This window comes from Pseudoxanthomonas sp. GM95 (assembly GCF_900109775.1).
Taxonomy (GTDB): domain Bacteria; phylum Pseudomonadota; class Gammaproteobacteria; order Xanthomonadales; family Xanthomonadaceae; genus Pseudoxanthomonas_A.
Genome location: NZ_FOAX01000002.1, coordinates 1483390 through 1496078 on the forward strand (window position 1 = coordinate 1483390; position 12689 = coordinate 1496078).

Below are 12689 nucleotides of genomic sequence, written 5' to 3' on the forward strand. Positions count from 1 at the left end.
GGATCACTGAATGAAGTCATGGCGCACGCGCCTTGCCATCTCGCTGCCACGCGCGGCGATCGTCTGCCACGACCTCGTCATGGTTTGGCTCTGCTGGCACGGACTTCATTGGCTGCGCTATGCGATGGTTCCCGGTGCACCGTCGCTGCCATGGTGGTCGACCGAATCGTTCATTGTGCTGGTGGCCCAAGGGTTGGTGTTCTGGCGTGTGGGGCTCTATCGCGGACTGTGGCGCTTCGCCAGCGTTCCGGACCTGGGCAATATCTTCAAGGCCGGCCTGATCGGCTTGCTAGCCATCGCCATGGGGCTGGTGATCTACAACCGCATTGATGCGGTCTCGCGTGCGGCTCTGGTGCTGTATCCGTTTGCGTTGGTTGGGTTGCTTGGTTTGCCGCGACTGATGTATCGCGCCTGGAAGGATTCCCAGACCCACGACGCCATGGAGATTGGCGCCAAGCGTGTGCTGGTACTGGGTGCCGGCCGCGCCGCCGAAGCGCTGTTGCGCGACCTGCGCCGCAGTGGCGCCTGGGAGCCGGTCGGCCTGCTTGACGATGCCGAGCAGCTCCATGGGACCAAGCTCCGCGGCGTGCCCGTGCTGGGCGCGCTTTCCGACGCCTCGGCGATTGCGCGCGAGACCGCTGCGCGCCTGATCGTCATCGCCATGCCATCGCTCGATGCGACCGCCATGCAGCGCGTGGTGTCGATCTGCGAAGGGACCGGCCTGCCGTTCCGCACCGTGCCGCGTCTGGTCGACATCCTGGAAGGCCGCTCGATGCCGGGTGAGCTGAAAGAAGTGGCCATCGACGACTTGCTTGGTCGCAAGCCGGTAACCCCAGACTGGAAGCTGATCCGCGGCTGGCTGGGCGGGCGCACGGTGCTGGTCACCGGCGCAGGCGGTTCGATTGGTTCCGAGCTGTGTCGCCAGTGCGCGCGTCACGGCGCGCAGCGCATCGCACTGATGGAAATCAGCGAGCTAGCCCTGATCAAGTCGCACGAAGCGCTGACCAAGGCTTTCCCTGACCTGGAAATCCTGCCGTTCCTCGGCAACTGCGGCGATCCGTCCGCGATCGCGCACGCGCTGAAGATCGTCAAACCGGACGCGGTCTTCCACGCGGCCGCGTACAAGCATGTGCCCTTGCTGGAAGGTCAGCTGCGTGAGGCCATCCGTAATAACGTGCTGGTGACCGAAACCATGGCCCGCGCCTGCCGCGATGCCAAGGTCGGCACCTTCGTCTTCATCTCCACCGACAAGGCGGTCGATCCGGCCAACGTGCTGGGTGCTAGCAAGCGTCTGGCCGAAATGGCCTGCCAGAGCCTGGACGAACGGGGTGGGACGCGCTTCACGACCGTTCGCTTCGGTAATGTGCTCGATTCGGCTGGTTCGGTCGTGCCGCTGTTCCGCGAGCAGATCCGTAGCGGTGGGCCGGTCACGGTGACCCACCCCGACGTCACCCGCTATTTCATGACGATTCCGGAGGCCTGCCAGCTGATCGTGCAGGCCGCGGCCAGCGCGGCGCATGCCTCGATCTATACGCTGGACATGGGCGAGCCGATCCCGATCCGGGTTCTGGCCGAACAGATGATTCGCCTCGCAGGCAAGCAGCCCGGCCGCGACATCGCCATCGCCTACACCGGCCTGCGTCCGGGCGAAAAGCTGCACGAAACCCTGTTCCATGCCGAGGAGCTGTATCGCTCGACGGCCCATTCCAAGATCCTGGAAGCCCGGGCGCGCGAGGTCTCGGCTGAGTCCGTCACGCGTGCGTTGCATCAGTTGCGCCAAGCTGTGGCTGATTACGACAACGATGCGATCACGCGTGTGCTGCACGCGGCGATCCCGGAATTCAGTCCGGCGCCTGACCACGAGGCGATCAACACTGTGGTGCCATTCCCCACACGAGAGGCCAGGAATCACCGATGACCCAACGTATCCGCAAGGCAGTTTTTCCCGTCGCCGGGCTTGGCACGCGCTTCCTGCCGGCGACCAAGACGGTGCCGAAGGAAATGCTGCCGATCATTGACCGGCCGCTGATCCAGTACGCCGTCGATGAAGCAGTCGAAGCTGGCTGCGATACGCTGATCTTCGTCACCAATCGCTACAAGCACGCCATTGGCGACTACTTCGACAAAGCTTACGAGCTGGAAGACAAGCTTCAAGCCTCCGGCAAGCTGGACCTGCTGGAAAAGGTCCGCAACCCGCTGCCCAAGGGCGTGCGTGCGATTTTCGTGACCCAGAACGAAGCCCTTGGCCTTGGCCATGCGGTGCTGTGCGCCAAGTCGATCGTGGGCGATGAGCCGTTTGCGGTGATGCTGCCGGACGACCTGATCGTCAACCGCGACGGTGATGGCTCGCTCAAGCAGATGGCCGATGCTCATGCCGCCACTGGTGCCAGCCAGATCGCCGTGCAGGATGTCGATCCGGACAAGACCGCCAGTTACGGCATCGTCGCCACCGACGCGTTCGATGGTCGCAGCGGCAAGATCAACGCGATGGTCGAGAAGCCCAAGCCGGCCGACGCGCCGAGCAACCTGGGCGTGGTCGGCCGCTACGTGCTGGACGGCAGTATCTTCAAGCTGCTGGAAGAAACCAAGCCGGGGGCGGGTGGCGAGATCCAGCTGACCGACGCGATCGCCACGCTGCTCAAGCAGAAGCCGGTCCATGCCTATCGTTTCAAGGGTACGCGCTTTGACTGCGGTGCCCACATCGGTCTGGTCGAGGCGACGATCCACTACGCGCTGCACAGCGAGAAGATTGGTGAAGCTGCGGCCGAAGCCATGCGCAATGCCCTGAAGGAACTCGGCGTCCGCGAGTCCTGAGCGAACGCGCGGTACCTCGCAGTGACGAAAAAGGCGGCCAACTGGCCGCCTTTTTCATGTCGGGCATCAGGCCGTCCCGATCCCCGGCAACGCTGAAACTCAGAGCGCTTCGAAGATGCCCGCCGCGCCCATACCGGTACCGATGCACATCGTCACCATGCCGTACTTCTGCTGGCGACGGCGCAGGCCGTGGACCAGCGTGGCCGTGCGGATCGCGCCGGTGGCACCCAGCGGATGGCCCAGGGCGATCGCGCCGCCCAGCGGATTGATCTTGGACGGATCCAGCTCGCTGTCGCGGATCACCGCCAGCGACTGCGCCGCGAAGGCCTCGTTGAGCTCGATCCAGTCCAACTGGTCCTTGGTCAGGCCGGCCTGTTTGAGCGCCTTGGGAATCGCGGCGATGGGGCCGATGCCCATCACTTCCGGACGCACGCCCGCAACGGAGAAGCTGACGAAGCGGGCCAGTGGGGTCAGGCCGTAATCCTTGATCGCCTGCTCGGAGGCCAGCAACACCGCGCCAGCGCCGTCGCTCATCTGCGAGGAATTGCCCGCGGTGACACTGCCGCCGAACTGGCCGTTGCGGAACACCGGGCGCAGCTTGGCCAAGCCTTCGATCGACGAATCCGGGCGCGGACCTTCGTCGTGTTCGACCAGCAGCTTGCGCAGCGCAATCGTGTTGCCGTCGGCCAGGTTGGGCTGGTAGGAGTGGAGCTCGTACGGGGTAATTTCGGACTTGAACTCACCGGCCTGGATCGCGGCAATGGCCTTCTGGTGCGAGGCCAGTGCGAACGCGTCCTGATCCTCGCGCGAGACCTTCCATTCCTCGGCGACCTTCTCGGCGGTGATGCCCATGCCGTAGGCAATCGCGACGTGGTCGTCGCGGAAAACTGACGGGCTCAAGGCGACCTTGTTGCCCATCATCGGCACCATCGACATCGACTCGGTGCCGCCGGCCAGCATCAGGTCAGCGTTGCCCAGGCGGATCTGGTCGGCCGCCAGCGCCACGGCCTGCAGGCCGGACGAGCAGAAGCGGTTGATGGTCTGCGCGGCGATCACGTCGGGCAGGCCGGCCAGCAGCACGGCGATGCGCGCCACGTTCATGCCTTGCTCGCCCTCGGGCATAGCGCAGCCGATGATGGCGTCGTCGATGCGGCTGGTGTCGATGCCCGGCGCCTGGGCCACGACCGCCTTCAGCACGTGCGCCAGCATGTCGTCGGGCCGGGTATTACGAAACACGCCCTTGGGCGCCTTGCCGACCGGGGTACGGGTGGCAGCGACGATATAGGCTTCTTGGATCTGCTTGCTCATTTCAGTGGGTCCTGAAAAGTGGCCGGCTGCCTTGGGGCAACCGGTAACGCGAAGGAGGAGGGCAGGCCGCCAGTAGCAGGCCTGCGCCCTGGGTCAGTTACGCAGCGGCTTGCCGGTCTTGAGCATGTGGCCGATGCGCGCCTGGGTCTTTTCCTGCTGGGCCAGCTCGACGAAGTGGCGCCGCTCCAGCTTGAGCAGCCATTCCTCGTCCACCAGCGCGCCACGGTCCACCTCGCCGCCGCACAGCACGGTGGCGATGCGGGTGGCGATTTCGTAGTCGTACTCGCTGATGAAGCGGCCTTCCAGCATGTTGACCAGCAGCATCTTGAAGGTGGCGATGCCGACGTCGCCGGCCACCTGGATGCGACGCGCGGGCATCGGCGGGCGATAGCCGCTGTCGGCCAGGGCGGCGGCTTCGTTCTTGGCGATGTAGAGCGATTCGTAGGCGTTGAAGACCACCTTGTCGGTCGGGCGCAGGAGTCCCAATTCCTTGGCGTTGACCGCCGAGGTCGAGACCTTGGCCATGGCGATGGTCTCGAAGGTCTTCTTCAGCTCGGCGAATACGTCGCCGCCCGGGCCTGCAGCCTCGGAGGCGCGCACCGCCAGCTCCTTCAGGCCGCCGCCGGCCGGCAGCAGGCCGACGCCGGCTTCGACCAGGCCGATGTAGCTCTCCAGCCCGGCCACGGTCTTGGCGCTGTGCATCTGGAACTCGCAGCCGCCGCCCAGCGCCAGGCCGCGCACCGCCGCGACCACGGGCACCAGCGAATACTTGATGCGCTGGCTGGTGGCCTGGAAGTTGGCGACCATTGCCTCGAACGCATCGACCTTGCCGGCCTGCAGCAGGCCGAGCGCACCAGCCAGGTCGGCACCGGCGGAGAAGGGCTCCTTCTGCTGCCAGATCACCAGGCCCTTGAAGTCCTTCTCGGCGCGGCTGACCACTTCCTGCAGGCCATCGAGCACTTGGTCGGAGACGGTGTTCATCTTGGTCTTGAAGCTGACCACGGCCACGTCATCGCCGTCGTGCCACATCCGCACGCCGTCGTTCTCGAACACGGCCTCGCCCTGCGCGAACTGCTCGCCCAGCAGCGGATCGGGGAAGCGCTGGCGCTTGTACACCGGCAGCGACGAGCGCGGCAGCTTGGCGTTCTGCATCGGGCTGTAGGAGCCTTCGGCGGCGTGGACACCGTCGCGGCCGTCGAACACCCAGTCCGGCAGCGGCGCGCTGGACATGGTCTTGCCGGCGACGATGTCATCGGCGATCCACTGCGCGACCTGCTTCCAGCCGGCGGCCTGCCAGGTTTCGAACGGCCCCAGCGACCAGCCGTAGCCCCAGCGGATGGCCAGGTCCACGTCGCGCGCGGTCTCGGCGATGTCGGCCAGGTGGTAGGCGCTGTAATGGAACAGGTCGCGGAAGGTCGCCCACACGAACTGCGCCTGCGGGTGCTGGCTTTCGCGCAGCTTGGCGAATTTTTCGGCCGGGTTCTTGATCTTCAGGATTTCGACGACTTCCGGTGCGGCGGCGCGGTCTGCGGGACGGTAGTCCTGCTTCTCCAGGTCCAGGACCACGATGTCCTTGCCGACCTTGCGGAAGATGCCGGCGCCGACCTTCTGGCCCAGCGCGCCCTTGGCGATCAGCGCATCCAGCCACTTGGGCGACTTGAAGTACTGGTGCCACGGGTCGTCGGGCAGGGTGTCGCCCATGGTCTTGATGACGTGGGCCATGGTGTCCAGGCCAACCACGTCGGAGGTGCGATAGGTCGCCGACTTCGGGCGGCCGACCAGCGGGCCGGTCAGTGCATCGACTTCGTCAAACCCCAGGCCAGATTCGGCCGTGTGGTGGATCGTGGACAGGATCGAAAACACGCCGATGCGGTTGCCGATGAAGTTCGGCGTGTCCTTGGCGTACACCACGCCCTTGCCCAGGGTGGTGACCAGGAAGGTTTCCAGGCCATCCAGCACGGCCTTGTCGGTGGTCTTGGCCGGAATCAGTTCGGCCAGGTGCATGTAGCGCGGTGGATTGAAGAAGTGCACGCCGCAGAAGCGGTGGCGCAGCTGCTCGGGCAGCACGTCGGCCAGCTTGTTGATGCCCAGGCCCGAGGTGTTGGAAGCCAGCACGGCATGCTCGGCCACGAACGGGGCGATCTTCTTGTAGAGGTCCTGCTTCCAGTCCATCCGTTCGGCGATGGCCTCGATGATCAGGTCGCAATCGCGCAGCTGGTCCAGGCCGGACTCATAGTTGGCCGGGGTAATGGCCTCGGCCAGGCCCTTGCCGGCGAGCGGGGCGGGCGAGAGCTTGCCCAGGTTGGCGATCGCCTTGAGCACGATGCCGTCGGCGGTGCCCTCTTTGGCGGGCAGGTCGAACAGCACCGTGTCCACGCCGGCATTGGTCAGGTGCGCGGCGATCTGCGCGCCCATGACGCCTGCACCAAGTACTGCGGCGCGCCGCACAAGTAATTTCTCAGACATAACTTGCAACCCTTTGTTTTGGTTGAAATCAGGAGTCGACCGAGCCGGCGCGCAGGCCGGCCTCGGCAAAACGGATGAGTTCGCGTGCGGCGCGCTCACGATGCGCCGCCTCGGTGACACCGGCGGGACGCTTGATCAGGCCGAAGTCGGCCATGGCGTAGGTCAGCGCGCCGGCCAGGAAGTCCAGACGCCAGTACAGCTCTTCCTTGCTCAATGCGGGCAGGCACTCGGCAATGGCCTTGCCGAAGTCGCGCAGCACATGCCCGTAATGGTCGGAAAGGAACTTGCGCAGGTTGTCGTTCTTCTCCGCGTAGGCCCGCGCGATCACGCGCACGAAGGCGCCGCCGCCTTGACCGTCCTGCGCCAGCGCCAGTGCGGGTTCCACGAATGCCGCGAGGACCTGTTCCAGTTGGCCCGGATGCTCGCGCAACGCGGTCTCCAGCTGGCCGAGGCGGGCGGTGGTCATGACGTCCATGCGCCGGCGGAACACCTCGTTGACCAGGTTTTCCTTGGAACCGAAGTGGTAGTTGACCGCGGCGATGTTGACGTCGGCGCGCGTGGTGACCCGCCGCAGCGAGGTGCCGGCGAACCCGTGCAGGGCAAACAGCTCTTCGGCAGCGCCGAGGATGCGGTCCTTGGTGGAGAACTGGGTGCCGTTGGCCATGGTCTCAAATCGGATAAATCAAACGCTTGATTGAGTCTGCGCTCGCGCAACACCCAAGTCATGCTGCATCGCCGCAAAACCGAGTGCGGCCGGGGGCTGCATCGCTTCGGGTGATACGTTAGAATTTACGCAGCAATCAAACCTAAGCCCGCGTCCCCACGCGGGTTTTTTCATGTAACCTCGGGTCCATCAGTGGCCCGCCCTTCGGAGAAGACCCCATGGCGCTGGAGCGCACCCTGTCCATCATCAAGCCCGACGCCGTCGCCAAGAACGTCATCGGTGAGATCTACGCCCGCTTCGAAAAGGCCGGCCTGAAGGTCGTTGCGGCCAAGTACAAGCAGCTCTCGCGCCGCGAAGCCGAAGGCTTCTACGCCGTGCACGCCGAGCGTCCGTTCTTCAACGCGCTGGTCGATTTCATGATCTCCGGCCCGGTGATGATCCAGGCGCTGGAAGGCGAGAACGCCGTGCTGGCCCACCGCGACCTGCTGGGCGCCACCAATCCGAAGGACGCCGCGCCCGGCACCATCCGCGCCGACTTCGCCGACTCGATCGATGCCAATGCCGCCCACGGCTCGGACTCGCTGGAGAATGCGGCGATCGAAGTGGCGTACTGGTTCGCTGCCACTGAAGTGGTTTCGCGCTGAGGTCACACTGCCGTGAACGAGATCGTGTCGATTCCAAGCGTCACCAACCCAGGCGATCCGATCGCCGTGGCACCGGTGCGCAAGCAGAACCTGCTCGATCTCGATCGCGGCGGGCTGGAGCGTTTCTTCGAGGACACTCTCGGCGAGAAGCGCTACCGCGCCCATCAGGTGATGAAGTGGATCCACCACCGCTACGTCACCGACTTCGACGATATGACGGACCTCGGCAAGGCCCTGCGCGCCAAGCTGCAGCAGCATGCCGAGGTCATCGTCCCGAACATCGTGTTCGACAAACCGTCCACCGACGGCACCCACAAGTGGCTGCTGTCGATGGGTGCCGATGGCAAGAACGCCATCGAAACGGTCTATATCCCGGATAAAACCCGCGGCACGCTGTGCGTGTCCTCGCAGGTCGGTTGCGCGCTGAACTGCCAGTTCTGCTCGACCGCCACGCAGGGGTTCAACCGCAATCTTTCGACGGCCGAAATCATCGGCCAGGTCTGGGTGGCCGCACGCCATCTGGGCAACGTACCGGCACAGATCCGTCGTCTCACCAACGTGGTGATGATGGGCATGGGCGAGCCGCTGGCCAATTTCGACAACGTCGTGCGTGCCATGAGCGTGATGCGCGACGACCTGGGTTACGGCCTGGCCAGCAAGCGCGTGACGCTGTCGACCGCCGGCATGGTGCCGATGATCGATCGCCTGTCCACCGAGAGCGATGTGTCGCTGGCGGTCTCGTTGCACGCAGCAGACGACGCGCTCCGGACCGAGCTGGTGCCGCTCAACAAGAAGTATCCGGTCGCGCAGCTGATGGACGCCTGCGCGCGCTATCTCAAGGCCAGCCCGAAGCGCGATTCGATCACGTTCGAATACACGTTGATGAAGGGCGTCAACGACCAGCCGCAACACGCACGTTCGCTGGCGCGCTTGATGCGCCAGTTCGGCAACCAGATGCAGTCGCGCGAGGCCGGCAAGGTCAACCTGATCCCCTTCAATCCGTTCCCAGGCACGCGCTATGAGCGCTCGGAGGATGCGGACATCCGCGCCTTCCAGAAGATCCTGCTGGACCAGCAGGTGCTGACGATGGTCCGCCGCACGCGCGGCGACGACATCGACGCGGCCTGCGGCCAGCTCAAGGGCCAAGTCATGGACCGAACCCGGCGCCAGGCCGAGTTCAACCGGCAGCTGCGGGAGCAGGGGCTCGGTGATGCGGCCGCATAAGGTCACGCTGGTCCTGCTGGCGGTGATCATGCTGGGAACGGCGTGCTCGCGGCTGACCTTCATCCGTCCGAAGGGCGGCATGAAAGCGATCGATGTACCGCGCACCGAATATGATGTCCGCGACAGCAAGGCCACCCAGGAGCGCTTGGAAGAGCGCAACAGTCTGGGGCTGGCCGAGCAGCGCCTGCGCGTCGGCGATCTGGAGACGGCCGAGCGCGAGGCATCCAAGGCGCTCAAGCTCAATCCATCTTCCGCAGCGGCCTACACGCTGCTGGCGATCGTGGCCGACCGTCGTGGCCAGGCCAAGGCTGCAGGCGATGATTATCGCAAGGCCGCCGAGCTGTCGCCGCAGGACGGCGGAATGCTGAACAACTATGGTGCGTGGCTGTGCGCGAACGGCTTTCCGGCCGAGGCACTGGTCTGGTTCGACCGCGCTATTGCTGCACCGGGGTACAACAATCCGACGGCTGCGCTGGCCAACGCCGGCGGTTGCGCGCTGCAGACCGGACAGTACGAGCGGGTCGAGTCGGACCTGCGCAAGGCGCTGGCCCTGGATCCCAAGAACGCGTATGCGCTGGTGTCGATGGCGCGCAACGAGTACCGGCTCGGCCACTACATGGACGCGCGGGCCTTCATCGAGCGCAGGTTGACGGCTGCACCTGTGGATGCAGGCGTGTTACAACTTGCAGTTGACATTGAAACCAAGCTCGGCGACATGGCAGCCGCCGAGAAATATCGACAGCGGCAGCGGGCGGAGTTCCCGAATGCCACTGCGGCAAGTCCCGGGGATAGTGCAAGGCCATGATGGATCGGAACATGACCCACTCCGCGCCCGAAAGCGGGCAGCAGACGGAAACCGGCGCGGTTCTGCGCCAGGCCCGCGAGCAGCAGGGAATGACGCTGCAGCAGGCCGCCAGCCGGCTCAAGGTGCCTACCCGCGTGGTCGAGGCGATCGAGTCCGGGCACTGGCAACAGCTGGGCGCACCGGTGTTCGTGCGCGGCCACCTGCGCAGCTACGCCAAGCTGCTCAATGTCAGCGTGGATGATTACCTGGAACAGTCCACGCTGCAGGCCGTGCGGCCGGTCGAACTGGTCAGCCACACCCACACGCCGCGTTACCAGCGCCTGTTCGAAAGCGTCTCGCGTCGTGCCGTGTACGTGGTGATCACCTTGTGCTTCTTTGGCATCCCGGCCTGGCTGGTGCTGTCCAACGGAGAGGGTCAGCGCGTCCTCAAGACTGCGTCGCTGGATGTGCTGCCCAAGGCAGCCCCGGCGCCGGCCTCGTCGGATGGCGCCGCGCCTGCGGCCGTGACCACCATGCCGGTGCAGACGCCGCCCGAACCCGACAACGCGCCCATTACCGCATCAATGGCGCCGCGCCTGACCCGTGAGCCAGTCGCTGCGGCCGAACCTGCCGCCGTGCTCAAGCTCGCCTTCACCGGCGAAAGCTGGGTCGATATCGAAGGTCCGCAAGGCCAGAGTATCGAGCGCGGGCTGCTCAAGGCCGGCCAGGAACGTAGCTTCCAGGCAGGTCAAGTGGCCCGCATCAAACTGGGCAATGCGACCGCGGTTCAGGTTCAGCAAGGCGGGAGTACGGTGGACCTGACGCCGTATCAGCGGGCCAACGTGGCACGCTTTGCGGTATCCTCCGACGGATCACTCGCGCCGGTTCAGGACTGACCCGCGAGGGTCCACCTGTCGCAATTAGATGACCCCGCATCCATGTGGGGCGAGAGTACGCATGGCAATCGATGACCTGCTGGACGAGCACGAACAGAGTGAGCGCGTCCGCAACTGGCTGAAGAACAACGGCGCCGGCCTGATCGGCGGTATCGCGCTCGGACTGGCGCTGATTTTTGGATGGAAGTGGTGGGGCCAGCATCAGGACCAGCAGGCCCAGGCCGGCTACGGCGCCTACGCGGCGGCCGTGAAATCCATCAGCGGCACCGACCTGAAGGACGCCCAGTCCAAGGTCACCGCGCTGCAGAAAGATGGGGATTCGGTCTATGCCCAGCTGGCCGCGCTGCAGCTGGCCCAGGCGCAGGTCAAGGCCAATCAGAACGATGCAGCCCTGGCGACGTTGAAGTCGCTGCCGGCCGGTTCGGCGATGAAGCCGTATGCCGATCTGCACGCCGCACGCCTGCTCAATGCGACCGGCAAGCCCGACGAGGCGATCAAGCTGCTGGCCAGCTATGACAGCTCCTCGGCCCTGGAAGCCCGTGGCGACGCACTGGCCCTGACCGGCAAGCGCGATGAAGCACGCGACACCTATCTCAAGGCTCTGACCAGCCTGGACGTTGCCTCGCCGCAGCGCCGCCTGGTGGAAGTCAAACTTACCAATGCCGGCGGAACAGTGCCCGGGCTCGCGGAGTCGAACTGATGAATGTGGTTGTCAACATGAAGCGCGCCGCCGTGGTGGTTGCGCTGGTCGCCGTGCTGTCCGGCTGCACGACGGTCAAGGGCTGGTTCACCGACGACAAGAAGGCCGCCGAGAAGGCCGCCACCGAGCCGCTGCCGCTGGACAAGCTCAAGAATAGCGTCGAGATCGACAAGCTGTGGTCGGCCAGTGCCGGCGACGGCGAGCAGCTGCTCGGCACGCACCAGGGTCCGGCGGTGATGGATGGCCACGTCTACGCGGCGGCGATCGAGGGCGGCGTCAAGGCGCTGGACCTGCAGACCGGCAAGGAGCTGTGGCACAAGAAGATGAAGGAAGACCGTGTCTCGGCCGTCGGCGCAGGCGAAGGCCTGGTCGTGGTCGGCACGCTCAACGGCAAGGTCATTGCGCTCGATCCGGCTACCGGCGACGAGAAGTGGACCGCCAAGGCCAGCAACGAAGTCATCGCCCCGCCGGTCATCGGCCAGGGCAACGTGCTGGTGCACGCTAACGACGGCCAGGTGCTGTGCTACCAGGTCACCGACGGCGTCCGCCGCTGGTTCTGGAATCGCGAGCAGCCGGCGCTGATCGTGCGCGGCAATGGTCCGGTCACCCTGGGTCCGGGCATGGTCTTCGTCGGCAACGACGACGGCACGATGAGCGCCCTGGCGCTCAACGACGGCCACGACCTGTGGGATCAGACCGTCGGCCAGCCGGAAGGTCGTACCGAACTGGAACGCATGGCCGACGTCGACGGCGCCCCGGTTTTGGACGGCACCACGCTGTACGCCTCCAGCTACAAGAACGCCACCATCGCCATCGACGGCCCCAGCGGTCGTCCGCTGTGGAACCGCGACAACGGCGGCGTCGCTGGCCTGGGCATGGGTCCGTCCAGCCTGGTGCTGTCGGACAAGAACGGTGCGGTGTGGTCGCTGGACAAGAGCAGCGGTGGTTCGCTGTGGTCCAACCAGAAGCTGCTGCGTCGCTCGCTGACCGCCCCGGTGGTGCAGGGCGACTACGCCGTGGTCGGCGATTTCGACGGCTACCTCCACTGGCTGCGGATGGACAACGGCGAGATCGTCGCGCGTGAACGCGCTGGCGGCGACCCGATCCGCGCCCAGCCGATCGTCGCCGATGGCGTGCTGGTCGTGCAGAACACCGACGGCAAGCTGACCGCTTTCCGCATCAAGTAAGT

Annotated in this window: 11 protein-coding genes; 8 read left to right on the forward strand and 3 right to left on the reverse strand. The window is 65.4% G+C overall.

The window, feature by feature from the left end; genetic code table 11:
* The first annotated feature begins 10 nt into the window (after positions 1-10).
* Entirely contained in the window at positions 11-1918 is a 1908-nt protein-coding gene (locus BMZ17_RS14485; protein ID WP_093139292.1) for a polysaccharide biosynthesis protein, read from the forward strand.
* Positions 1915-2814, forward strand: coding sequence for a UTP--glucose-1-phosphate uridylyltransferase GalU (galU, locus tag BMZ17_RS14490; protein ID WP_093139295.1), 900 nt, complete (start codon positions 1915-1917; stop codon positions 2812-2814). Before BMZ17_RS14485 ends, galU begins: the two co-directional genes overlap by 4 nt.
* Before the next feature lie 99 nt (positions 2815-2913).
* Here the strand turns inward: galU and BMZ17_RS14495 are convergent, their stop codons facing one another.
* The 3 genes from BMZ17_RS14495 to BMZ17_RS14505 form a co-directional block, all read right to left on the reverse strand.
* A complete protein-coding gene (locus tag BMZ17_RS14495; protein WP_093139298.1) occupies positions 2914-4122 on the reverse strand; it encodes an acetyl-CoA C-acyltransferase in 1209 nt (402 codons plus the stop codon).
* Between the two features lie 93 nt (positions 4123-4215).
* Entirely contained in the window at positions 4216-6588 is a 2373-nt protein-coding gene (locus tag BMZ17_RS14500) for a 3-hydroxyacyl-CoA dehydrogenase/enoyl-CoA hydratase family protein (protein ID WP_093139300.1), read from the reverse strand.
* 28 nt (positions 6589-6616) lie between these two features.
* Complete coding sequence (locus BMZ17_RS14505) at positions 6617-7252, reverse strand: TetR/AcrR family transcriptional regulator (RefSeq protein ID WP_093139303.1); 636 nt, start codon at positions 7250-7252, stop codon at positions 6617-6619.
* A 218-nt stretch (positions 7253-7470) separates the two neighbouring features.
* Between BMZ17_RS14505 and ndk the strand changes: the two genes are divergently transcribed.
* The 6 genes from ndk (at position 7471) to bamB (ending at position 12687) form a co-directional block, all read left to right on the forward strand.
* The gene (gene ndk, locus BMZ17_RS14510) at positions 7471-7896 is read left to right on the forward strand and encodes a nucleoside-diphosphate kinase (protein WP_093139306.1); all 426 of its coding nucleotides are present in this window, start codon (positions 7471-7473) and stop codon (positions 7894-7896) included.
* A 21-nt stretch (positions 7897-7917) separates the two neighbouring features.
* Positions 7918-9120: a dual-specificity RNA methyltransferase RlmN gene (gene rlmN / locus BMZ17_RS14515; RefSeq protein WP_254775344.1), complete on the forward strand. Its 1203-nt coding sequence runs from the start codon at positions 7918-7920 to the stop codon at positions 9118-9120.
* Entirely contained in the window at positions 9107-9925 is an 819-nt protein-coding gene (gene pilW / locus BMZ17_RS14520) for a type IV pilus biogenesis/stability protein PilW (protein WP_093139311.1), read from the forward strand. Before rlmN ends, pilW begins: the two co-directional genes overlap by 14 nt.
* An 11-nt stretch (positions 9926-9936) precedes the next feature.
* A complete protein-coding gene (locus BMZ17_RS14525; protein WP_254775308.1) occupies positions 9937-10800 on the forward strand; it encodes a RodZ domain-containing protein in 864 nt (287 codons plus the stop codon).
* 61 nt (positions 10801-10861) lie between these two features.
* Positions 10862-11500, forward strand: a complete 639-nt coding sequence (locus BMZ17_RS14530; RefSeq protein WP_093139316.1) for a YfgM family protein — start codon at positions 10862-10864, stop codon at positions 11498-11500.
* The gene (gene bamB, locus BMZ17_RS14535) at positions 11500-12687 is read left to right on the forward strand and encodes an outer membrane protein assembly factor BamB (protein WP_093139318.1); all 1188 of its coding nucleotides are present in this window, start codon (positions 11500-11502) and stop codon (positions 12685-12687) included. Before BMZ17_RS14530 ends, bamB begins: the two co-directional genes overlap by 1 nt.
* Positions 12688-12689 lie beyond the last annotated feature (2 nt).

Excerpts from the sequence above, each read along its gene's own strand:
- BMZ17_RS14500 (WP_093139300.1), bottom strand. The coding sequence starts at position 6,588 with ATGTCTGAGAAATTACTTGTGCGGCGCGCCGCAGTACTTGGTGCAGGC.
- BMZ17_RS14505 (WP_093139303.1), bottom strand. The coding sequence starts at position 7,252 with ATGGCCAACGGCACCCAGTTCTCCACCAAGGACCGCATCCTCGGCGCT.
- BMZ17_RS14530 (WP_093139316.1), top strand. The coding sequence starts at position 10,862 with ATGGCAATCGATGACCTGCTGGACGAGCACGAACAGAGTGAGCGCGTC.
- BMZ17_RS14485 (WP_093139292.1), top strand. The coding sequence starts at position 11 with ATGAAGTCATGGCGCACGCGCCTTGCCATCTCGCTGCCACGCGCGGCG.
- bamB (WP_093139318.1), top strand. The coding sequence starts at position 11,500 with ATGAATGTGGTTGTCAACATGAAGCGCGCCGCCGTGGTGGTTGCGCTG.
- galU (WP_093139295.1), top strand. The coding sequence starts at position 1,915 with ATGACCCAACGTATCCGCAAGGCAGTTTTTCCCGTCGCCGGGCTTGGC.
- ndk (WP_093139306.1), top strand. The coding sequence starts at position 7,471 with ATGGCGCTGGAGCGCACCCTGTCCATCATCAAGCCCGACGCCGTCGCC.
- BMZ17_RS14495 (WP_093139298.1), bottom strand. The coding sequence starts at position 4,122 with ATGAGCAAGCAGATCCAAGAAGCCTATATCGTCGCTGCCACCCGTACC.
- BMZ17_RS14525 (WP_254775308.1), top strand. The coding sequence starts at position 9,937 with ATGACCCACTCCGCGCCCGAAAGCGGGCAGCAGACGGAAACCGGCGCG.
- pilW (WP_093139311.1), top strand. The coding sequence starts at position 9,107 with ATGCGGCCGCATAAGGTCACGCTGGTCCTGCTGGCGGTGATCATGCTG.